Annotated in this window: 19 protein-coding genes; 9 read left to right on the plus strand and 10 right to left on the minus strand. The window is 66.5% G+C overall.

Going from position 1 to position 20,652, the window contains the following annotated elements; translation table 11 throughout:
- Window positions 1-6: 6 nt before the first annotated feature.
- On the plus strand, window positions 7-396 hold the full coding sequence (locus DFR52_RS10690; RefSeq protein WP_146215590.1) for a DUF6456 domain-containing protein: 390 nt from the start codon (window positions 7-9) through the stop codon (window positions 394-396).
- 26 nt (window positions 397-422) lie between these two features.
- Here DFR52_RS10690 and DFR52_RS10695 read toward each other — a convergent pair whose 3' ends face one another.
- Window positions 423-848 (minus strand): SufE family protein, encoded by a 426-nt coding sequence (locus DFR52_RS10695; RefSeq protein ID WP_110031894.1) that lies wholly within the window; start codon window positions 846-848, stop codon window positions 423-425.
- A 240-nt stretch (window positions 849-1,088) separates the two neighbouring features.
- Here DFR52_RS10695 and DFR52_RS10700 point away from each other — a divergent pair, with 240 nt between their 5' ends.
- Window positions 1,089-1,901 carry a metallophosphoesterase gene (locus DFR52_RS10700; RefSeq protein ID WP_158284931.1) on the plus strand — a complete coding sequence of 271 codons (813 nt, stop codon included), beginning with the start codon at window positions 1,089-1,091 and terminating at the stop codon, window positions 1,899-1,901.
- A 76-nt stretch (window positions 1,902-1,977) separates the two neighbouring features.
- Here the strand turns inward: DFR52_RS10700 and DFR52_RS10705 are convergent, their stop codons facing one another.
- Together DFR52_RS10705 and DFR52_RS10710 are read right to left on the minus strand one after the other, a co-directional pair.
- On the minus strand, window positions 1,978-4,539 hold the full coding sequence (locus DFR52_RS10705) for an EAL domain-containing protein (protein ID WP_110031896.1): 2,562 nt from the start codon (window positions 4,537-4,539) through the stop codon (window positions 1,978-1,980).
- Window positions 4,540-4,795: 256 nt separating this feature from the next.
- Window positions 4,796-5,134 carry a DUF5330 domain-containing protein gene (locus DFR52_RS10710; RefSeq protein ID WP_110031897.1) on the minus strand — a complete coding sequence of 113 codons (339 nt, stop codon included), beginning with the start codon at window positions 5,132-5,134 and terminating at the stop codon, window positions 4,796-4,798.
- A 418-nt stretch (window positions 5,135-5,552) separates the two neighbouring features.
- Between DFR52_RS10710 and DFR52_RS10715 the strand changes: the two genes are divergently transcribed.
- The 3 genes from DFR52_RS10715 to DFR52_RS10725 all read left to right on the plus strand — a co-directional run bounded on the left by DFR52_RS10715 (window position 5,553) and on the right by DFR52_RS10725 (window position 8,685).
- Window positions 5,553-7,406, plus strand: coding sequence for a sensor histidine kinase (locus tag DFR52_RS10715; protein ID WP_170132247.1), 1,854 nt, complete (start codon window positions 5,553-5,555; stop codon window positions 7,404-7,406).
- The gene (locus tag DFR52_RS10720; protein ID WP_110031898.1) at window positions 7,381-8,274 is read left to right on the plus strand and encodes a peptidoglycan-binding domain-containing protein; all 894 of its coding nucleotides are present in this window, start codon (window positions 7,381-7,383) and stop codon (window positions 8,272-8,274) included. Before DFR52_RS10715 ends, DFR52_RS10720 begins: the two co-directional genes overlap by 26 nt.
- A 69-nt stretch (window positions 8,275-8,343) precedes the next feature.
- The gene (locus DFR52_RS10725) at window positions 8,344-8,685 is read left to right on the plus strand and encodes a DUF1491 family protein (RefSeq protein ID WP_110032078.1); all 342 of its coding nucleotides are present in this window, start codon (window positions 8,344-8,346) and stop codon (window positions 8,683-8,685) included.
- On the opposite strand, the gene DFR52_RS10730 is transcribed toward DFR52_RS10725, so the two are convergent.
- Window positions 8,661-9,830 carry a hypothetical protein gene (locus DFR52_RS10730; RefSeq protein ID WP_146215591.1) on the minus strand — a complete coding sequence of 390 codons (1,170 nt, stop codon included), beginning with the start codon at window positions 9,828-9,830 and terminating at the stop codon, window positions 8,661-8,663. The genes DFR52_RS10725 and DFR52_RS10730 overlap by 25 nt on opposite strands.
- 148 nt (window positions 9,831-9,978) lie before the next feature.
- Here DFR52_RS10730 and DFR52_RS10735 point away from each other — a divergent pair, with 148 nt between their 5' ends.
- Window positions 9,979-10,239 (plus strand): hypothetical protein, encoded by a 261-nt coding sequence (locus DFR52_RS10735; RefSeq protein ID WP_110031900.1) that lies wholly within the window; start codon window positions 9,979-9,981, stop codon window positions 10,237-10,239.
- A 129-nt stretch (window positions 10,240-10,368) separates the two neighbouring features.
- On the opposite strand, the gene DFR52_RS10740 is transcribed toward DFR52_RS10735, so the two are convergent.
- The 6 genes from DFR52_RS10740 to DFR52_RS10765 form a co-directional block, all read right to left on the minus strand.
- Window positions 10,369-11,643 (minus strand): NAD(P)/FAD-dependent oxidoreductase, encoded by a 1,275-nt coding sequence (locus DFR52_RS10740; protein WP_110031901.1) that lies wholly within the window; start codon window positions 11,641-11,643, stop codon window positions 10,369-10,371.
- Window positions 11,644-11,822: 179 nt separating this feature from the next.
- Entirely contained in the window at window positions 11,823-12,017 is a 195-nt protein-coding gene (locus tag DFR52_RS10745) for a hypothetical protein (protein ID WP_110031902.1), read from the minus strand.
- A gap of 646 nt (window positions 12,018-12,663) precedes the next feature.
- Window positions 12,664-13,308, minus strand: a complete 645-nt coding sequence (locus DFR52_RS10750) for a helix-turn-helix transcriptional regulator (protein WP_110031903.1) — start codon at window positions 13,306-13,308, stop codon at window positions 12,664-12,666.
- A gap of 200 nt (window positions 13,309-13,508) precedes the next feature.
- Window positions 13,509-14,057: a DUF1254 domain-containing protein gene (locus tag DFR52_RS10755; protein WP_110031904.1), complete on the minus strand. Its 549-nt coding sequence runs from the start codon at window positions 14,055-14,057 to the stop codon at window positions 13,509-13,511.
- On the minus strand, window positions 14,050-14,637 hold the full coding sequence (locus tag DFR52_RS10760) for a DUF1214 domain-containing protein (RefSeq protein ID WP_110032079.1): 588 nt from the start codon (window positions 14,635-14,637) through the stop codon (window positions 14,050-14,052). Before DFR52_RS10760 ends, DFR52_RS10755 begins: the two co-directional genes overlap by 8 nt.
- 144 nt (window positions 14,638-14,781) lie before the next feature.
- The gene (locus DFR52_RS10765) at window positions 14,782-16,968 is read right to left on the minus strand and encodes a transglycosylase domain-containing protein (protein WP_110032080.1); all 2,187 of its coding nucleotides are present in this window, start codon (window positions 16,966-16,968) and stop codon (window positions 14,782-14,784) included.
- A gap of 161 nt (window positions 16,969-17,129) precedes the next feature.
- Here DFR52_RS10765 and DFR52_RS10770 point away from each other — a divergent pair, with 161 nt between their 5' ends.
- From DFR52_RS10770 to DFR52_RS10780, 3 genes are all read left to right on the plus strand, one after another.
- Window positions 17,130-17,582 (plus strand): YcgN family cysteine cluster protein, encoded by a 453-nt coding sequence (locus DFR52_RS10770; protein ID WP_110031905.1) that lies wholly within the window; start codon window positions 17,130-17,132, stop codon window positions 17,580-17,582.
- Between the two features lie 588 nt (window positions 17,583-18,170).
- Window positions 18,171-18,767 carry a hypothetical protein gene (locus DFR52_RS10775; protein ID WP_146215592.1) on the plus strand — a complete coding sequence of 199 codons (597 nt, stop codon included), beginning with the start codon at window positions 18,171-18,173 and terminating at the stop codon, window positions 18,765-18,767.
- A 185-nt stretch (window positions 18,768-18,952) separates the two neighbouring features.
- The gene (locus DFR52_RS10780; protein WP_245415285.1) at window positions 18,953-20,437 is read left to right on the plus strand and encodes a DNA-packaging protein; all 1,485 of its coding nucleotides are present in this window, start codon (window positions 18,953-18,955) and stop codon (window positions 20,435-20,437) included.
- The last annotated feature ends 215 nt before the right edge of the window (window positions 20,438-20,652 follow it).

Consider the following 20,652-nt stretch of genomic DNA (forward strand, 5'->3'; position numbering starts at 1 on the left):
GACCGCTTGCGCCGTGATTTCGAACGCGGGCGGCTGATGCCGGGCGTCTCCCAGCGCTGGGAGCCGGTGACGGCGCGCGGCGGTTCCGGCGCGGGCGGCATGGCCGAGCTCGCCGATGCCGCGATTGCCGCCCGCGGTCGCGTCGAGCGCGCACTGGATGCGGCAGGACCCGAATTCTCCGGCCTGCTGGTGGATGTCTGCTGCTTCCTCAAGGGGCTCGAACAGGTGGAGCGCGAGCGGCAATGGCCGCAGCGGTCGGCCAAGCTCATGCTCGGGGCAGGACTTCGTATCCTGGAGCGCCATTACAACCCGCCGCAACTCCCTCGCCACTCCAGCATGCGCGTGTGGGCCGGCGAGAATTACCGGCCCGGGCTTGGCGACGGGATCGATGTCTGATTGACCCCGCTGGCTGCGCCGGCTCGTCAGCCGGCGCGCGCCCGGGCTGCTTCGGACTTGATCCGGCGCACCATGGACCTAAGTCCGTTGGCGCGCTGCGGCGTCAGGTTTTCGGCCAGCCCCAGTCCGCTCAGCAGCGCCGCCTCGTCGAGGTTTTCCACATCGGAGGCCTTGCGGCCGGAACTGGCCGCCAGGACGATGGCCACCAGACCGCGCACGATGTGGGAATCGGATTCGCCGCGGAAGTGCATGACCGGATCGCCCGGTTCGGCAGGTTCTGTCGCGGAGACCAGCCAGACCTGGCTGACGCAGCCCTGCACCTTGCTCGCCTCGGTGCGTTCGCTTTCCGGCATTTCCGGCAGCGCCTTGCCCAGTTCGATGACATAGCGGTAGCGGTCCTCCCAGTCGTCGAGATAGGCGAAGTCGTCCTTGATCGTCTGCAGGTCAGCCATGAAGTTTCCTTTGCTTGTCACGATATAGGCCAGGCAGGCGCCGAAATCACCCCGGCATTGCCGCGCGGCCGCCGAATTTCGCGTCGGCGTCGTCGTCCCGATTGAAAATTCGCGACGATGCTAGGAAGCTCGCGGGAACACCGGCGGGAGCGAGTCGCGCCCGTCGCCATGGCATGCACCGACTGTCATCAGCGGGTCATGGTTGCGCGGCATGGGCAGACAGCAGCAGCGGAGAACGCAATGAAACTCGTCCATATTTCCGATATCCACATCCACCCTGAAACCATCCTCGATCATGACCCGGTGGCCAATTTCAGGGCCTGCCTCGCCTATGTCGAGGCCCACGATGCCGATGCCGATGCCGTCGTCATTTCCGGCGACCTCACCCATCGCGGCGATGCCGAAAGCTACCGCATGCTCAACGACATCCTCGCCGCAAGTCCGCTCAAGCCGCGCCTGATGATCGGCAACCATGACATCCGCGGCAATTTCATCGCCGCCTTTCCTGGCACGCCGCGCGATGACGACGGATTCATCCAGTGGACCGAGACCACGCCCGCCGGTCTTTTCGTCTACATGGACAGCGTTGACGAGGGCCGCCATTCCGGCCTCTACTGCCATCGTCGGCAGGCCTGGCTCCAGGCCGCTCTGGCGCGGGCCCGGGCGGCCGGACAGAAGGCATGGCTGTTCATGCACCACAACCCGGTGCGGGTGCATGTCGCCAATGCCGACGTCATCGGCTTTGCCAACGAGGCAGAACTGCAGACGCTGCTTGCGGCCAACCGCGATGTCATCGCCCACATGTTCTTCGGCCATTGCCACTACTCCCTGAGTGGCACGATGGCGGGCATTCCGTTCTCCGCGCCGCGCTCGACCAATCATGTCTGCTGGCCGGATTTTTCCGGCGTCATCGAACGCATGGGCCATGGCGATCTGGCGCAGAACTACAATGTCTGCTTCCTCGAAGCCGGGTCCACGGTGATCCATTCGCTGGATTTCGGCGATGCCGCCAAGGTGAGGTGGAAGATCGAATCTGCCGCGGAGCTCGCCTGAGCGGGTCGGCACCTGGTGGACCGCGTGCCGGGCAGGGTGCCTCAGGGGTGACCCAAGGGCAATCCACGCGACCGGTTCAGTCGGCCTTGCGCCAATGGTTGGTGGAGATGAACTCCACCAGAGCCGCGGCCGGCATCGGCCGGGCAAAGTGAAAGCCCTGCAGGCTGTCGCAGCCAATGTCGCGCAGGATCTCCGCGTGCCGGGCGCTTTCCACGCCCTCCGCGCAGACCTCGATGCCCTGGGACCGGCCGATCTCGACGATCGAACGGATCAGCCGCCTCTGCTGTTCGCTGTGCACGATCGGCGCCACCAGCTGGCGGTCGATCTTGAGCCTGTGCGGGTTGAGCTTGAGGAGGCTGACGATCGAGGCATGGCCCGAGCCAAAATCATCGATGTCGATGTCGATTCCCATCTTCCGGATGCCGTCGATGTTGACCGACATGATGTCGTCGCCATCATCGAGGAAGATCGATTCCAGCAGTTCGAACGACACGCGGCCGGGCTGTATCGGCAGTGATTTGAGGCTTTCGATCAGTCTTGAATCGCCGAGCCTGCGGGCCGACACATTGACCGAAATCTTGGGGATGCCGAGCACCATCCCGTCCCAGCCGGCCAGGTCGACCAGCGCATGCTCCAGGATGGCCCGGTCGATGCTGCCGACGACGTTGAGGTCCTCGGCGACGGACAGGAACTTGTCGGGTGTGAGAAGTCCGCGTTCGGGGTGATTCCAGCGCGCCAGCGCCTCCACGCCGATGACGTTGAGGCTGGTGGCGTGGAATTGCGGCTGATAGAACGGCACGAATTCGCCCCGCTCCAGACCCTTGAGGATGTCGTCGGCGCATTTCTTGCCGGCGATGACTTCCGTCTGCAGCCCGTAGGTGAAATAGGCCGCGCAATTGCGCCCGTTGCGTTTGGCGCGGTAGAGCGCGATGTCGGCATTGACCAGCAGCTGCTTCGGATCGACACTGCCGCTGGCCTTGGCTATGCCGATGCTGGCGCCGGTCCTGCATTCCTGGCCTTCCCAGCGCATCGGGCGGCTGGCGCGGCTGATGATCCGGTTGACGAGACGCTGCAGCCGGTCTTTGCGCGGCGCCGGACTCAGCACGACGATGAACTCGTCACCGCCGATCCGCGCCACCATGTCGGTGTCGCGCACGGTGGCCGTCAGCAGGTCGGCGATGTGGCACAGCATGGCGTCGCCGGCGGCGTGACCCATCGTGTCGTTGATCTGCTTGAACCGGTCGAGATCGATATGCAGCAGGGTCAGGCCATCGGACCCGGCGCCATCGCCGGTGTATTGCGACAGGGTTTCGTCGAGGCAGCGCCGGTTGGGCAGCCCGGTGAGCGAATCGTGCAGCGACGCGAATTCCATGTTGGCGCGCGCCGTTTCCAGCTCGCGGTTGCGCTCCTCGGCCAACTGGTTGGCATGCCTGAGCGCATCGGCGCGCTGGACATCCTCGCTGATGTCCCAGTTCACGCCGAGAATGGTCTCGCGGCCGTCGGGATTGGTCACGAAGCGGCCATGGCTGCGGACATGACGGCATTCGCCAGTTGGCGTCAGCACCCGGTATTCGCAGGTGTAGTCGGCGCGGCTGGCGATGGCCGCCTGACTGATCTTCAGCGTGGCTTCTCGATCGTCTGGGTGGAGCAGCTCGCTCCAGGCGTTTGCCGGAAGGCGTTTCATCGGCTCCCCGACGCCGAACATCAGGCAGGTGCGCTCGTCCCAGACCGGCTGCAGGGTTTCGATGTCGGTTTCCCAGACACCCACCCTTGATGTCGTCAGCGCCATCTCCAGCCGCCGCGACATCGCGGCGAAATCGAGTTCGCGCTGCTTGATGTCGGTGATGTCGGTATCTGTGCCGATGATGCGCTTGGGCTTGCCGTCCGCCTGCCATTCGACGCACCGGCCGCGGGCGAGGATCCAGATCCAGTCACCTTTCCTGGTCTTCTCCCTGTAGGTGTAGATGACCGCGTCCAGTTCGCCGGAATTCTGCTTTCGGATGGTGTCGGCTACCCGCGCCACGTCGTCGGGATGAATCAGGGTCATCCAGTCGTCATAGTCGCCGCGCACATCCTCATCCACGGGAATGCCGCGCATCCGCTTCCACGTCGAGGAAAAGAACCAGGTCGAGTCCTCGAAGTCGAAGTCCCAGACGCCCTGGCCGGCGCTGTCGAGGGCGAAGTTCCACCGCTCCAGCGCTTCCGATCTGGCCGCTTCCGCCTGCTTCTGCTTGTCGATGGCGGTGATCTGCACGGCGTAGGCCGGCATGCCGGGGCGCGGCAGGCCTGGCAGCATCGACACCGAGCCCAGCACCCAGACCGTGCGGCCGTCACGATGCACATACCGGCGTTCTGCGGTGTAGGAGCGTTCGCGCGCGGCAAGCAGCGACAACAGCATGGTGTTGGCGTCTGCGCGATCGTCCACATGGATGAGACGCTCGACGCCGCTGCCGATCAGTTCCGAGCGGTCATAGCCGAGCAGGTTGCACAATCCGCGACCCGCATCGATGATCTTCAGTTCGATATCGAGCAGCAGGATGCCTACCGCGGCATTGCTCATGACCGCTTCGAGAAGGCTCTCGGCCGATTGTTCGGCCGGAACGGCAAGTGACGTGCGAAGTGCGGCGGTCTTTCTCATTGGCGCGAGCGTAACGTCACAATGTTAAAATTTGCCTTGCTTGCGCCCCCATGTTCTTGGGAGTGCCCAATTCTATGATGCGCCGAAGGGACCGCGGGTGGCGCCGGCTCGGGATCCGCTCCCGCTTGGATCCGGGGATGAGAAGTTCGGGCATGAAAAACGCCGCCGGGGGAAGGGCATCCCCGGCGGCGGCGTGCCGGGGCACGAAGGAATTGGGAAGGCGTGCGGAGCAGGTCTCCTGGTGAAACCGGCCGGATCAGTTCTTGGCGGTCTCCGTCGCGACCGGCACCGAAGCCGTGGTGAGTTCCGCCTCGTCGCCGGAGAATTGGGAGTCGAGGAATTCATAGGCCACGCGGGCGCCCTCCTTGGCACGGACGCCGAGGGCGACGAAGGTCTTGCCTCCGGTCTCGCAGACATCCGGCTTGCGCACGCAGATCTGCTTGATGTCCTCAAAGGCGGATATGGCTGCTGCTACACTGTCGCCGACTTCCACCGGCGGCGCGCCGTCCAGCTCTGCCTGCGACTGCGGTGACAGCATCGGCAACGCGATCAGCACCAATGAGAACCAGAATGCTCCCTTGATCATGAACCACATGGGCTTGCCCTTCTCCTGTTGCCCGCCGGCTTTGCGGCGGTGACGTCCGTTTTTCGAACTTGGATTGATCCTGACATGAAAAAGCCAAGGCCGGATTTCGCCGGGCGGGCCAATTTGAGTCAAATTTGAAGACAATTTTACGGAATGCCTGAAAACACCGATTCCGTTCCTCCTGGAGGTGCCGCGCGGCCGCCGCCGACGGCATTAAGCGAAGCCGGAGTCCCGATATGACCGGGGATTTCACTATCAAAAACCGACTGTTAACCATATTGTTCGAAGGCCTGCTTCCGACCGCTGCGGGGACTTGCCAGCGGCCCTGATCCAAGCCGAGGCGGCGCTGCCTTATCCTTTCTTTAAGCTCGGAATGGCAGATTGATGGCCAAGACAAGAACAAACTGCAGCGTGTTTGGATTCGGCAGTGAAGCGCAGCCTCAACATCATCAGCGATCTCAGGACCGGCCTCACGGAGGCCGCCGACGGCTGGCTCGTCGACGGCGCGACCGACAAGGCATCGCGCGCCGCCGCGGTGGAAGCGATGACGGCCTGCCTTGCAGCCTCCGTATGGCTGATGGCCTTCACCGTGCCCGTGCTGTTGCCCGTGTTTCCGCTTGCACTCGCCCTGTCGGCGGCGCTCGCCGCCGCGGCCCTGCCGCTGGCGGCCGCCGGACTGCTCTCGGCCACCGGCTCGGTCCGGCTTGCCGGCCATGCCTCGCTCGCGGGCGCAGCCTTCCTTCTCACCGGGCTTGCCATCGTCAGCGGCGGTACGGCCTCGCCGTTTCTTGCCCTTCTGTCTCTGCTGCCGCTGGAGGCCGTTCGGCTGTCGCGCTCCCGGTATGGCCTGGCCGCAGGTCTCGGCGCCGGCGCCGTGTCGCTGGCGGCGATCTGGGCGGGCACTGCGGCAGGCATCGGCCAGTTGCCGCTCGCCGGCTCGGGCATGAGCGCCGTGGCTGCCCTGGCCGTCTATGCCGCTGTCCGTGGTCTGATCGACTGCATGCCAGCGGCGGTGGCCGTGCCGCTGGCGCCGCCTCTGGTGGCGGTGGAGCCTGCCATCGACATTCTCGACCGGCTGCCCGGCCTTGTCACCGTGCACGGCCCCCGCGGCGAGGTCGGTCGCATCGCCGGCGCCGACCGCGCGAGCTTCCTGTCCTGGATGGGAGATCCGGCTGGCAAGGGCTATCTCAGCCGCATCCATGTCTCCGACCGCATCGGATTTCTTGAGGCCCTCGACCGTTTGCGGCTCGGCGCCGACCGCGCCGGCGTGGCCCTGCGCATGGAGCGGGCCGGAACGGACGGCCAGACGCAGTTCGTCCATCTCGCCGTCGACCTCCTGGCCGAGCGCGATGCCGAGGGTGGCTTCTGCGGCGCCATCGCCCACAGCCGCGACGTCAGCGAGCAGATCGAATCCAGCGCCCGCGAGATTGAGGTCACGGAAATGGCGGAGACAGCCAACGCGGCCAAAACCCGCTTCCTGGCCGCCGTCAGCCATGAATTGCGCACGCCACTCAACGCCATCATCGGATTTTCCGACATCCTGGCGCGCGAATTCTTCGGCACCTTCAATGATGAGCGCCAGCGGGAATATGTCGACCTCATCCATCAGTCCGGGCTGCATCTGCTGTCGCTGGTCACCACCATGCTGGACATGTCGAAGATCGAGGCCGGACGTTACGAGCTGTTCGCCGAGACATTTGCAATCTCCGATGCGGTGCAGACCTGCGACGCCATGCTGGCGCTGCAGGCCTCGACCAAGGGCGTGACGCTGACCCACCGGGTGGCCCGCGGCGCCGGCGATGTCGTCGCCGACCGGCGCGCCGTGCAGCAGATCCTGATCAACCTCGTCGGCAATGCCATCAAGTTCACCGATGCCGGCGGCGTCATAACCGTGGACGCCGACCGCTGCGGTGACCGGCTGCGCCTGACCGTCAGCGACACCGGCATCGGCATTCCCGCCGACAAGCTGCTGCTCATCGGCGAACCCTTCATGCAGCTCCAGAACGATTTGGCGCGCAGCTACGAAGGCACCGGTCTCGGCCTGTCGCTGGTCAAGGGACTGGTCGACCTGCACGGAGGCACGTTCGATATCGTCAGCGCCGAAGGCGAGGGCACGACGGTGACCATCGACATGCCCGCCGACGGGTCGGGCGTACGGTCCGATGACGCAGGCGCCGGCGCGCCGGAGCCGGTGGCCTTTCCGCCGCGGTTGCCGGTTTCATCCAGGACACAGCCAGCCACGAGGAGCAAGATCCATGACGCGACAGCGCGCATTGCCTGATCCGTATGACGATCAGCCCCGTTTCGGCGGTCTGATGGCCGGCGTGGGCAACCTGCTGGCGGCCCACCCGTCGCTGGCCGGAGGCGCCGCGGCCTTCGCGGTGATCTTCGGCTTCGTGTCCGCCAACGCGCTCTGGTACCAGCCGGGCCGCCACCCGGCGCCGATTCTGAAAACCCGTGAAGTCAGCTCGGCGGCCGCGCCTGAGCTCTCCTCGGCGGCGCGCAAGGCGATGCAGGAGGCGCTTGCCGACATGGCTGCGCGCCAGGTCACCACCTACCGCATCACGGAGGGCGACAATGCCTCGACGGGCAGCATTCCGGTACCGGAGATTGCCGGGCAGGACCAGCCCGAAGCGCTGACGGCAACCGGTTCCGCGCCTGCAAGAAATCCGCTTGTGGCCGACATCCAGGCCGAGCTCTCCTCCCGGGGACTGTATCCCGGAGACATCGACGGCCTTATGGGGCCGCAGAGCGCCACCGCCATCCGCGCCTATCAGAAACAGGCAGGCCTGCCGGAGACCGGCGAGCCGACCAGCGGCCTGCTGATGTCGCTGCTTGCCAGGTCAGGGACGACGGCCAAGCCCGTCGATCTGCCCAGCGCGCCACCCAAACCGGCGCTCAAGACGGATGCGCGCGCCGCGGCGCCTGTGACCATGCCAGCACCCGCGGCAACCGGGGAAAGCGAGCTGGTGCGCCGAATCCAGTCCGGTCTGAGCAACATCGCCTATGCCGACATCACCGTCGACGGCGTCGCCGGCAGCCAGACCCGCAATGCCATCCGCGCCTTCGAGAAGCACTACCGCTTGCCCGAGACCGGCCAGCCCAACAGCAATGTGCTCAAGAAGCTGCTTGAAATTGGCGCGCTCTAGCCGCGTGCGGGCCATCGCTCCGACTGCGGCGGCCAGCATCGGAGCGGTGACCGCAGACGGGTGCGTGCCGTGCGCGTGACCGCATCAATCTTCATCTCGGCGCTGCTCAGGCGGGTGTTCGCGGACGGCGGGGCGGGCGCCATCGAGCGCCGCGGCGCCGAACAGGCCGGCGCGGTCTTCGTCAGGGTGCACCACCGCGACGGCGCCGAAACGCTGCTGGCGCCGGCGCCGCAGAGTGTCTTCGATGCCGATGCGCCCGATGACCGGATTTTCGAGCTGAGGCTGCAAAGGGTTCCGGGGCACGAAGTGTCGGATCTGCTGGTGCGTGAATTGAAGTTCGATTCCGACATCTGGATCGTGGAAATCGAAACCGAGACGCCTCAAACCTATTTGGAGATCCTCGAGCGCTGACCGGGCCGCTGGTCGGGCCGCTCGGCGTCCTGATCGTGCAAGCGAGGGACGAGTCGGCCTTCGGGCCGGCGGTCGCGGTCGGGCCTTGTCTCGACCAGCACTGGCACATGCACCGGGCTGGCGCTGGTGTAGCGGTCGGCGCGCAGCCAGGCATCGAGGCGGGCGGCGCATTCGTCTCGGTCAAGCCCCGCAAGCAGCCTTGCTGCGCGGGTGGTGCCGCCCGAGGCTTCGGCCAGCGGCGGGAAATGAGCCTCCAGCGCCGCGCGGCCAACGGTCTCGTCGACGCCCAGCGCCACCAGCGTGGCGGCCAGCTGGCGGCCGGAGATGTCGAGCATGATCCGTTCCGCCAACGCGAAGCTCGACGCCATCGCGTCGGCCAGTGCCGTGGCGAACCATTCGGTCTGGTCAGGCTTGGCAAAGCGCGCCAGTCGCCCGGCATGGGCGGCCGACAGACGCGGGGAGACCGGAGCCGGGAGGCGGGCGGCATCCGCTTCCGTCGCCGCCCTGGCGGCCGGACGGCGCAAGACCATCTGCCTGAGTTCGTCGCGCAGCGCATCGGAGGACTGCCGGGCGGTGTCGGAAACTTCGTCATACATCGGCGGCGTGGCGGCAGTCTCGCGTCGGGCGGAGACCGGATCGGGATTCCGGGCGGTGTCCGGGTCCTGCGGTGGTCGCGAAGCCGCCGGCAGTTGCTCCCCGATGAGCCCCCGCAGTTGCAGCACCCGGTTGACCGAAGGTTCGTCCAACGCCCTGAGCGCCACCAGCCCGGCTGCCGAGAGATCGGCGCGGCGGGCCGCGACCCGGGCGTGGCTTGCGCCATGCCGGGCGATGGCGCGGGCGAGCAATGCCTCGGAGAGATGCGGCGAGTGAGCAATGAACGGCGCGGCGATCTCGATGGGCTGCAGCGTCAGCATCTCGGCGACATCGGCCGGCACGGTGGCAAGTCGCGACAAGGCGGCGGATGCGGTGCGGCGGGCTTCCGGGGTGGCCGCCTCGAAAAGCGGCAGGAACAGCTGGGCGAACTGCCTCAGGTCCCGGCGTCCGGGGCGGGCAAGGCACTCGAAGCCGGAGATGCTGGCCATGAGGACGACGTCCGTGCGCTGTCGCTGATCGGGCTTTTCAAGGTCGCGAAAACGATTGGACACGGACACACCTACTCATACTCACAAAGACTATCTGTCAATTTATCGCAAAATAATTAGCAAGCTGTTAACTATCTGATGGCTTGATGCGGACTGTCTCTGGGTTTGAAATGTGGTGCGTACGTCCCGTTCGATGAATGTGGAAAGAGCAATGACCAACATCATACCGTTCGTTCCGGCCCCGGGCCGGAAAGCGCCCCGCGGCGGCGCAACCGAAATGACCGCGACAGTGCTGTTTTTCACCGGCGTGCGCTATGAACGGCGTCCAGAGCCCGCGGCTGCGCCGGAGGTCCGGATGCTCGCCGGCCCGCCGCGCCAGCTCGCGGTTACCCACAAGCCGGGCAATGCGGCGGGCACGGGCATCCCGTTCCACGATGACACATCGCCGATGGGCCGCGGTCACCGTCGCTGAGCGGGTCGGCCGTGGCGGCCGACAGGGAGCCCGACCTGCGCCGGTCCTTTGTGCATGGGGGAGGCGGCATTCCCGCCCGCCATTGCCGCCCGCTGGCTCGGGCTACCGATCCTCCTGAAACACACCGCGCTATTTCAGCTTGTGCATCGCCAGCATCCGCATCACCGCGTTCTCATAATAGGTTTCGGTGATCCCCTTGCGGACCTTGCGCAGGAAATACTTCTCGAACGCCACCTTGGCCAGATGCACCCACATGCCTTCGCTGGCCCAGTTGATGTTGCGCGGCGGGTTCTGCGGCTGCGCCAGGAAGGCCACGCCGCGGTCGCCGAAATCGGCGAGGCAGAACGCGTTCCATGTGGCCTCGTCCGCAGGTTCGCGGCCCGCAATCAGCGCCTCGATGTTCCTGGCCGTTGCCGCCACCATGCTTTCGATCATATAGCCGGTCTTCGGCACGCCGGTGGGGACCGGAGTCTTTTCCAGCGGCGCAATCGCGATGCAGACGCCGACGGCGAAGATGTTGGGATAGGCCGGGTTGCGCTGGTGCTTGTCGACGAGAATGAAGCCGCGCGGATTGACCAGGCCCTCGATGTCGCGGACGGCGGCGATGCCGCGAAACGCGGGCAGCATCATCGAATATTTGAAGCCGAGCTGGTGCTTCTGTTTCTCGGTGCCGTCGTCATTGAGTTCGGACACGGTCATGAGCCCGTTTTCGACCTTCTCCACCCTGGCATTGGTGATCCAGCGCACGCTGCGGTCGCGCAGCTCGTGCTCGAGCATGCCCTTGGTGTCACCAACGCCGCCAAGCCCGAGATGGCCGACATAGGGTTCGGCGGTGACGAAGGTCATCGGCACGCGGTCGCGGATCTTGCGCGACCGCAGTTCGCGCTCCATGATCATGGCATATTCATAGGCAGGGCCATAGCAGGAGGCACCCTGGACTGCGCCGACGACGATCGGGCCGGGGTCGGCGCAGAAAGCCTCGAAGGCGACATTGGCCCGTTCGGCGTGCTCGACGGTGCAGACCGACTGGGTGAAGCCGTCGGGGCCGAGCCCCTCGATCTCGTCGAAGGCGAGGTCGGGTCCTGTGGCGATGACCAGATAATCGTAGGTGACGGAGCTGCCGTCGTCGAGTTCGATGCGGCTGTCGGCCGGATTGAGCCGCCTGGCGCCCGACAGGATGAGCTCGACGCCGTGCCTGGCCATCAGGGGCTTGAGCTCGATGGTGATGTCGGACTTCTTGCGCCAGCCGACACCGACCCAGGGATTGGACGGGGTGAACTGAAAGGTCTCGGTCTTGCTGACGAGCACGATCCGGTGGCTCTTGCCCAGGCTGTTCCTGAGGTCGAAGACCATCGAGATTCCACCCAGGCCGGCGCCGAGGACAACTATGGTTGCTTTTTTCATGCGCTGTTCTCCCTGAACGGCCGGAGACCGAGAAACCCCGGCAAGACACATATTAAATTTTATATATAGCAGGAAAACAAAAGCCGGCCTTGATTGAAATCAATGGCGGCGGGCGCGGGAGACAACGAAAAAGGGGCACGCCGGCGGCGTGCCCCTTGGGGAGAGGTCTTGCGCGGCGCTTACAGGGCGCGGGGCGAGACAGCGAACTTGTTGCCTTCGGTCTCGGTGCCGATTGCGGCGGTCGCGGTGTAGTCGACCATCGACTGGCCGGCAACGGCGGACGGAGCGTCCTGCACGTCGAGCGCGCTGGAAGCGGCAAAGGCGGAGGTGGAGGCGGCGAGGGTGAGGCCGAGGGCGAAAATGATCTTGGTCATGGTGTTGGTCCTTTGGTTGAGGTGAATTCGATGACTTCGTCTGTTCTGGGAGAACCGGGGATGCCGGTTCGTGGCGGTTACAGAGGGGAAGACGGACGCGGCGGGATTTCAGTTTCAGCTTTTTCGGTCACACTAAATTGATGCGAATGTGTGCAGTGAATTCAAATGGTTGCGTTGGAATATGGTTTTCGTTCGACTCCCCGCCGGGCGAACGCGGCAGATCGACCGCGATCGCGCCCGGCTCGGACGCCGACCGGCCGGGGCAAGGAACAGCCCAAGAGCCGATGGGCGACCGCGGGCTCCGCAAAGCCGTAAGCGGCGATGGTCGGTACCGGCCATCCTGTTGCGGCAGACAGTGGGATGCGCCGCCGGTGCGGGCGGGCGGAAATGGCCGGGGGGCGAGACCGCCCTCCCGGAGGCCGCCGCGCCAGTCAATATGGCGGAGATGAAGAGGCGCTGAGAGCGCCCAGCCCGGCGTGTCGATCCAGCGGCACGAATGCCGCGCTATCCTGCCATCCCGTGACCGAACGAGCAGCTCTTGCGCTTTCAGCAAGCCCCTTTGCCGCAGCGGAGACTTGCGACCCGCAACGCGGAAGCCGGACTTGCCCGGATGAGCGGGCCGCAAGCGCGCCTGATCGGGAAGGGATCAGCCCTTGGCGAAATGCACAGCCCGAGACTGTTGTGGCGGAGCAGCGGGCGCGGCGGACGCGACATGGACGCCAGCCGTGGGGTGGAGCGATTTGTTCGCGGCATGTGTCACCTGCCAGTGCGCATTCGATCCGGCCACTTCCAGCACGTAGACGGCCTCCTTGCCGTTCCTCACCCGCCGTACCAGCCCCGCCATCGCCATGATCCCGAGCACCCGCGACAGGTTGGCGTCCGCCAGACCCAGTTCACGGGCGATCATGGACCGGGGAGCGGAATTGTCGTTGCGGGCGAGCAGCGCCAGAATGGCCCGGACATGCTTGCGTTGCAGGATCTCGTCCTGCGGATGCAGCTTGGCATGGCGGGCCGATGCCGCCAGCAGTTCCGCCAGCACCAAGACCTTGTCGGCCACCGAGGGCTGCATCTGCTCGCGCAGCAGCGCTTCGGTCTGAGCCAGGGCCGAGTGCCATTCGCCAAGCTCGCTGCCGAAATCGCGGCCGATCAGCTTCTTCCACACCAGGTCGCGCAACGCTGCATAGACATGGGCCGCGCCGGCGGACGTCAGCGCGTTGCGGACAAGCATCAGGGCGGCGGCAGGGGTGAGATCGCCATCGGCGATCTTGCGGACTTCGGACAGGGCGGACATCGCATGACCTCGGTTCAATGCCCGGCATGAGGGCGAATCTTCATTTCATTACATTTTATAATGGCGAGTGTAAACAGAAAGTCAATGTGCGGGCGGCAACGAGATAGCCGAAACCGACCAATTTTGCTTGGTCTTTAGGCCATCCACGGTCTGTTTGTGCGGTTCGCCGTCCGGACCGCGAGCTGTCGGTCTTCGTTGCTTCACCCGATATCGAAAGCCGTGCAGCGGGCTTCGCCGAGATAGTCGCGGACCTGACGTTCGCTGGAGGGGCCGGGGACGATGGCGCGGAGCACCACGTAGCCCTGCGGTTCGGCGAGCTCGACGAGCACGGAACGGGCGAGCGCAGGCGGCATGACCTTGCGCAGCTGCAGCATCTGCGCGGGAGTGACGAAGGTGATGTCGACCTCCTCGCCGATGGCGGAGCGGTCGTTGATCGAGAAGGTCTCGTTGGCGAGCGTGTCGAAGGCCGAGGCCGACCAGATCGGCACGTCGCCGGCACTCGTCACCCGCAGCGGCCGCTCGGTGATGTCGAAGCGGCACACCGCCGAACGGATATGCGGATCGTCATTGGCAAGGCCGGTCGGGTTGGGCTCGTTGGCAAGGGTGAAGAAGCGGCCCGGCGCCCCGAGATTGACCACCCGGGTCCAGGCGTCGCGGCCCGTCCAGGCAGGCAGCGACAGGATAATGACGACATGCAGCAGCGCCGCGCCGACGATGCCGATGGCGACGGCATGAATCAGGCTACGCATCGGCGCATCCTTCGAGCGTGATGGCCGGCATGTCGGTGAGGCTCAGCCCCGTTGCGCCGGCCGTCGGCGTGTCGATCAACGTGAGCACGAACCGCACCGGACCGGGCTCATGCATGGCCAGCCAGTTCCCCGCTTTCGCCCTGGCGCCGACCTGAACCGCAAAGCTGCCGTCGTCGCGGCGAACCGCCTGCCAGGCGTCGAGGCTCGAGGGCAGGCCGGCGCGCGCCAGCAGCGGCCGGTCATCGGCATCGGTGATGCGCAACGTCCAGAACCGCGCCGCCGGCGTGGTGCCGGAAATCTCGTAGCGACAGTCACCGCGCAGCTCCCGGCCATCGGAATCGGTGGCGGCGGTGAAAACCAGACCCTCGGCACGCCCGAGCAGCAGCCGGCCGTCATTGGCCCGGTGGGCCTTGGCATAGGGATCGGCGGCGGCCGATTGCAGGTCGGGGAATGCCTGCCAGGGGCCGAGCCGCAGGGCGCCGAACCCGGACGTCGCCCGAAGCGCCACCCGGGTTGACCAGGTGCCGGCGCCGAAGGCGATCGCAAGCGAGACGAGAACCAGGAGAGGCAGGCGAAACACGTTTTTCCGCTTCATTTACCGGGGGCGTGGAGCCTTTCGCCTCTTCGCGGAGCAGCTCAGGCGCCCAAATTGGGGTGGTGTCGCTTTGTCGCGCGAAAAGCCGTCCGGCCTGGCTCGTGACATTGCTCCGGGAGGATTTCCGTATCACTGATCCATGATGTTGGGAACCGCAACTGTGGCCGCGGCGATCCTTTCGGGAGCCGCCAGCGGCGCCGCGTTGCGCAGCTTCTCCGCCAGATCGCGCAGGGTCTGGGTCGTCCGCTGGGTGAGCGTGCGCGGTCGCACCGCCGACGCGCTGCCGTTGGCGCTGTTCTCCTTGGCCTTGGCCGCCAGCAACGCCGCGGCGTTGGGATCGGGCAGCGGATTCTCGACCCCCGGGATCGGCTTGAGCTCGACGCCCTGGTGGGCGTAATCCATCAGCTTCTTGAAGGTCATGGCGGGCAGAGAGCCGCCGGTCATCCGGTTCGAGGAGGTGTAGTCGTCATTGCCGAACCAGACGGCGGCGGTGAAATTGCCGGTGAAGCCGCAGAACCAGGCGTCGCGATAGGCCTGGGTGGTGCCGGTCTTGCCGCCGGTGAGCACGCCTTCGACGGCGGCGCGGCGCGCGGTGCCGACATAGGGAACGCGGGTGAGCATCTGCGTCATCGAGGCTTCCGCCTGCTCCGAGAGAACCCGCTTGGCCGGCGGCGCGTCCCGATTGAAGTCGTAGAGCACGTCGCCGTTGTAGTTCATGATCTGCGCGATCCCGTGCCGGCGCGATTCCATGCCGCCGGCGGGGAAGACGGCGAACGCCGTCGCCTGGTCGAGCACCGTGACCTCGGACGTGCCGATGGGGATGGTGACATCGTTGCGGATCGGGGTCTCGACGCCGAATTTCTTCGCCTGGGCGATGATCTTGGGAATGGCGGCCCTGCCGCCCAGAACGTCCTTGGCGAGCCTGACCGGAATCGTGTTGATCGAGCGCGCCAGAGCCGTCTTAATGTCGATGCGTCCGGCATAGGAATTGCCGTAATTGTGCGGGCTCCAGTTGCCCCAGGAGATCGGCGCGTCGGTGATCGGCGTGTCGGGCGTCATCCCCGCTTCCATGGCCAGAGAATAGGTGTAGATCTTGAACGACGAGCCCGGCTGGCGGAGAGCCCGGGCGGCGCGGTTGAACTGGCTCTCGCCGTAGTCGCGGCCGCCGACCATGGCGCGCACGGCGCCGCCGTTCTCGATCAGCACCAGCGCGCCCTGCTTGACATTGTAGCCCTCGCCGAGCTCGCGCAACGTCGATTCCACCGCCGCATCGGCGGCTTCCTGCATGCCGACATCGATGGTGGTGCGCACGATCAGCGAGTGCGTCGGCAGCGGCCCGGCGATGCGCCTGACCTCGTCGAAGGCCCAGTCAAGGAAATAGTCGGGCGCCTCGTGGTTGCCCCGGTCAATGACGCTGGCCGGGTTGCGGCGCGCGCCGATGACCTGGCCCTCGGTCATGAAATTGGACTGGACCAGATTGGACAGCACCTCGTTGGCGCGCGCGCGCGCCGCCGGCAGGTTGATGTGCGGCGCGTAGCGGGCAGGGGCCTTGAACAGGCCGGCGAGCATCGCAGCCTCGGCAAGGCTGACCTCGGTGACGTCCTTGCCGAAATAGAATTGCGCCGCCGCCGCCGCGCCGAACGTGCCGCCGCCCATATAGGCGCGGTCGAGATAGAGCCGGAGGATCTCCTTCTTGGAGACATTGGCCTCGAGCCACAGGGCGAGAAAGGCTTCCTTGACCTTGCGCTCGATGGTGCGCTCGTTGGAGAGAAAGAGGTTCTTGGCCAGCTGCTGGGTGATGGTGGAGCCGCCCTGGACGACCGAGTTGGCGCGCACATTCTCGGTCATGGCGCGGGCGAGGCCCAGCAGGTCGATGCCGAAGTGCTCGAAGAAGCGCCGGTCCTCGGTGGCCAGCACTGCCTTGACCAGATGGTCGGGCAACTGGTCGATGGGGGCGGAGTCCTCGTGGATGATGCCGCGATGGCCGATCTCGTTGCCGTAGCGGTCGAGAAAGGTGACGGCGAAATCGTCCTGCGCCCGCCAGTTGCCGGCGGTCTCCTCGAAGGCGGGCAACGCCAGCGCCAGCATCAGCACGAAACCGGCGGTGCCGACATTCATGGCTTCGCCGGCGACCTCGAAGACTGCCTTCCAGACGCCGCGGGTGCGGAACCGGCGGAAGAAGATGGTGATCTCCTCCCAGGTCTCGCCGACGGAGAAGCCGGCGTTCCAGATCGTCGAATCGATCCAGGAATCGATCCGGAGCAGAATGTTGGACCGCTTGCGCGGCCGGTTTTCCTGGTTGAACGGGTCTTGCACGGACACACTTTTCCTGCGGGCGGCGCTGGTTCAGGCCGCATTGCTGCTGCGGCACGGCTGCCCGCGCCCGATTTGCCCCTTGAGACTATGCTTTTGACTTATTTTCAGTCAAAGGACAAGGGATTCGAGCGGGCGCGCCGTCGCCCGGCCAGGAGAATTCGATGATCGAGACGCCGTTCTGGAAGACCAAGTCGCTGGCTCAGATGAGCGGTGACGAATGGGAGAGCCTGTGCGACGGCTGCGGCCGCTGCTGCCTCAACAAGCTCGAGGATTGGGACACCGGCGAGATCGCCTGGACCAACATCGCCTGCACGCTGCTCGACGGCCATTCCTGCCGCTGCAAGGACTACGGCAACCGCCAGGCCACGGTGCCCGACTGCATCAGCCTGACGGTCAAGGCGGTGGGCGAGATCTCCTGGCTGCCGCCCACCTGCGCCTACCGGCTGGTGGCCGAGGGCGCCGATCTCTACTGGTGGCATCCGCTGGTGTCCGGCGATCCGGAAACGGTGCACCAGGCCGGCGTCTCGGTGCGCGGCCGCAGCGTTCCCGAGGACGGGCTCGACGTCGACGACTACGAGGATTTTCTGGTGGACTGGCCGGCCGAGGGGGTGTGAAGGGGGCTCCGGTAGGTCAGGTGCTTGCCACGGCAGTACTTCGATTGTTGCGAAGGCCCCCTCTGTCGGCTGCGTGTCCGGGCACCCCCTCTGTCGGCTGCGCCGACACCTCCCGTCGTTGGGTGGAGGAAAGGCATTGTGCCCGGCGGCGCTCCCCCGGTAGGTGGAGGAAGGCATTGTGGCGTGCCGCAGAAATCTTCGTCAAATAGGAAAATAATCCTTGACGGCGTGACGGTGGTTTGGTAGGGTTTGGTCATCGTCAAAGATTTGCGCCCGCACGGGCCGCGGATCGGGACACTGGAGACCTGAAGCGGCGCCTGTGTGGCGTCTTTTTTGTGCCCGGGTTTTGGGGGCGCGAAATTGCGTGGTTTACCCCCTCTGTCGGCTTCGCCGACATATCCCCCACAAGGGGGGTGAGTGGGGATCGCGCCTGGTCCGTTGGTTCGAGGCACGGGACTCGCCCTTCGGCCTCGTTGCCGGGCAGGGCGGTCAGAGCGCCGTTTGCGGCGTGTTTCACTGGAGGCAATCATGCATTCGGGGATGGGTCCTGACCGGCGCTCGCCGGATTTTCGGGTGCGGATGGCGGCGATGCGTGGTCTGAAGCGGGCGCTGGACCGGCTTGAGGGGTGCGGCATCGAGAGGAAATCGGCGCCGGGCAAGGTTTCGGCGTCTGCGCGCGCCGCGAGCCGGACCGCGCCATCCGGCGCTCCGGCCGATCTGCCGGGGGCGACCGACACGCCCGAAATGTCCGAATCGCGCGGGACGCCCGACATGTCCTGGACGTCGCCGACATCGGACACGCCCGAAATGTCGGGGACGAGTGCGATGCTCAGGCGCATGCGCGCCGTTCTGGCGCGCGAGCTCGACCGCTTCTGCGGCGCCGATGCCGGGCCGGGTGAGGCGGCGGCTGGCGAGGCGGGAGGCAAGGCTGCCGTCGACCTGATGTCGCTGATCGTGCGCACGCTGGAAAAGATCGACCTCCTGGAGCGGACGCTGGCCGCGGGCGAGAGCGATGCCGCTCCGCGGGAGATGGGCCCGGACGAGCGCGAGGCGCTCAGGGGGCGGGTGCGCGGCATCGTCGAGCGGCTGGCACGCGAGCGGCTGGCGGAGCTGGTCGCGGCGGGCGCGGCACCCGTTCTCCCCCCTTGCGGGGGAGATGTCACCGAAGGTGACAGAGGGGGGTAGGTTTCGACCATGCTCTTGCACCGGGGATGGCTAGGCGTCACCCCCTCTGTCGGCGTTGCCTTTGGGCGAGCCACGTGTCTCGCCTGTCCTGCGGACCCCGCCGCAAGGGTGAGAGTGGGCTCAGCGCAAGCGGCGATCTCTGCGGTGCGCCGCTCGACCCTCCCGATCTCCCTGGAGCCGCCTGGATGACCCATTTCAAGCATGGCCATCAGGCGGACTGGTCGAAGCGGCGCGAAGCCGAGCGGGAGGGTGTGCTGAGGGCGAAGGCGGCGCCGGAGAGCGAGGCCCAAGGCAAGGTTGAAAGCGAAGCCCAAGACAGGGTTGAAAGCAATGCCGCAGACAAGGTTGCGTGCAAGGCCAGTAAGACGGTCGCGTGCAAGCCCGGCAGCACCGTTCCGGCGCTTGAGACGGAGCTGGATGCGTTCGGTGACGCGGCGTGGCGGGAGGTGGACACCGACTGGCACTTCAACGGCCGGCCGCAGCAGAAGCCGCCGCCGGGGGATTGGCGAACCTGGCTGCTGATGGGCGGCCGCGGCTCGGGCAAGACCCGGGCAGGCGCGGAATGGATCCAGGGTCTTGCGAGCGGTGAGATCCCCGGGCTCGCTCACGACGGCCGCATCGCGCTGGTGGCCGAGACGCTGGGCGATGCGCGCGAGGTGATGGTCGACGGCGTCTCGGGTATACTGGCGGTGGCCAGGAGCCAGCGGCCGGCCTTCGAGGTGACGCGGCGGCGGCTGGTCTGGTCGTCGGGCGCGGTGGCGCAGCTGTATTCCTCGGAGGATCCCGAGAGCCTGCGCGGACCGCAATTCCACTGCGCCTGGTGCGACGAGCTCGGCAAGTGGCGCCACCAGCGTGAAAGCTGGGACATGCTGCAGTTCGCGCTCAGGCTTGGGCGGCAGCCGCGGCAACTGGTGACGACGACTCCGAGGGCGACGCCGCTGTTGCTGGCGCTGGTGAAAGACGAGGCAACGGTTCTGCGCCGCATCCGCTCGGCGGACAACGCGGCCAATCTGGCGCCGGGGTTTCTTGCGGGGCTCGGCGAGCGCTATGGCGGCACGCGGCTTGGGCGGCAGGAACTCGACGGCGAACTGATCGCCGACCGGGAGGACGGACTGTGGCGGCGCGAGCAGCTGGAAGCACTGGTGGTGCGCCAGCCGGGACCGATGCGGCGCATCGTGGTGGCGGTGGACCCGCCGGTGGCGGGCGAGGCGAGAGGCTCCTGCTGCGGCATCATTGCCGCCGGCCTGGACGAGACGGGCCGCGCCGTGGTGCTGGCCGACGCCTCGGTCGAGGGCGCGAGCCCCGCGGGCTGGGCCGGGGCGGTGGTGCGGCTCTACCGGCGTTTCGACGCCGACTGCGTGGTGGCCGAGATCAACCAGGGCGGCGACATGGTGGCAAGCGTGCTGCGCACGGTGGAGCCGGCACTGCCGGTCAGGCAGGTGCGGGCGACGCGCGGCAAGTGGCTGCGCGCCGAGCCGGTGGCGGCGCTGTATGAGCAGGGCCGGGTGCTGCACGCCGGGCATTTCGGCGCGCTCGAAGACCAGATGTGCGACTTTGGCCCTGACGGCTTGAGTTCCGGCCGCTCCCCGGACCGGCTCGACGCGCTGGTCTGGGCGCTGACCGACCTGGTGCTGGTCCGCAGGAGCGAGCCGGCGATAAGGCATCTGTGAGGGTATCGGCGGGCAGTCTCCGAGTCCGTCATGCCGGACTCGATGCGGCATCCAGTCACCGCGCGTCCACGCGGTGAAAGATCTGGTCGCTTCGGCGAACGCGGAAGTCTGCCGCGCCGCGGAGGCGGCGCCGCTGGGCCCCGGCTCGGGGGCCGGGGTGACGGAGGCCGGGGGCGGGTCTGAGATACTGCGACCTCGGCGCAGGCAGGGATGGA

This window comes from Hoeflea marina, from assembly GCF_003182275.1.
GTDB lineage: Bacteria > Pseudomonadota > Alphaproteobacteria > Rhizobiales > Rhizobiaceae > Hoeflea > Hoeflea marina.

Bases quoted from the DNA above. Each gene is read 5' to 3' on its own strand.
- DFR52_RS10695 (WP_110031894.1), bottom strand. From the start codon at position 848: ATGGCTGACCTGCAGACGATCAAGGACGACTTCGCCTATCTCGACGAC.
- DFR52_RS10775 (WP_146215592.1), top strand. From the start codon at position 18,171: ATGCGTGGTCTGAAGCGGGCGCTGGACCGGCTTGAGGGGTGCGGCATC.
- DFR52_RS10755 (WP_110031904.1), bottom strand. From the start codon at position 14,057: ATGCGTAGCCTGATTCATGCCGTCGCCATCGGCATCGTCGGCGCGGCG.
- DFR52_RS10745 (WP_110031902.1), bottom strand. From the start codon at position 12,017: ATGACCAAGATCATTTTCGCCCTCGGCCTCACCCTCGCCGCCTCCACC.
- DFR52_RS10705 (WP_110031896.1), bottom strand. From the start codon at position 4,539: ATGAGAAAGACCGCCGCACTTCGCACGTCACTTGCCGTTCCGGCCGAA.
- DFR52_RS10740 (WP_110031901.1), bottom strand. From the start codon at position 11,643: ATGAAAAAAGCAACCATAGTTGTCCTCGGCGCCGGCCTGGGTGGAATC.
- DFR52_RS10780 (WP_245415285.1), top strand. From the start codon at position 18,953: ATGACCCATTTCAAGCATGGCCATCAGGCGGACTGGTCGAAGCGGCGC.
- DFR52_RS10735 (WP_110031900.1), top strand. From the start codon at position 9,979: ATGACCAACATCATACCGTTCGTTCCGGCCCCGGGCCGGAAAGCGCCC.
- DFR52_RS10750 (WP_110031903.1), bottom strand. From the start codon at position 13,308: ATGTCCGCCCTGTCCGAAGTCCGCAAGATCGCCGATGGCGATCTCACC.
- DFR52_RS10710 (WP_110031897.1), bottom strand. From the start codon at position 5,134: ATGTGGTTCATGATCAAGGGAGCATTCTGGTTCTCATTGGTGCTGATC.
- DFR52_RS10720 (WP_110031898.1), top strand. From the start codon at position 7,381: ATGACGCGACAGCGCGCATTGCCTGATCCGTATGACGATCAGCCCCGT.
- DFR52_RS10770 (WP_110031905.1), top strand. From the start codon at position 17,130: ATGATCGAGACGCCGTTCTGGAAGACCAAGTCGCTGGCTCAGATGAGC.
- DFR52_RS10700 (WP_158284931.1), top strand. From the start codon at position 1,089: ATGAAACTCGTCCATATTTCCGATATCCACATCCACCCTGAAACCATC.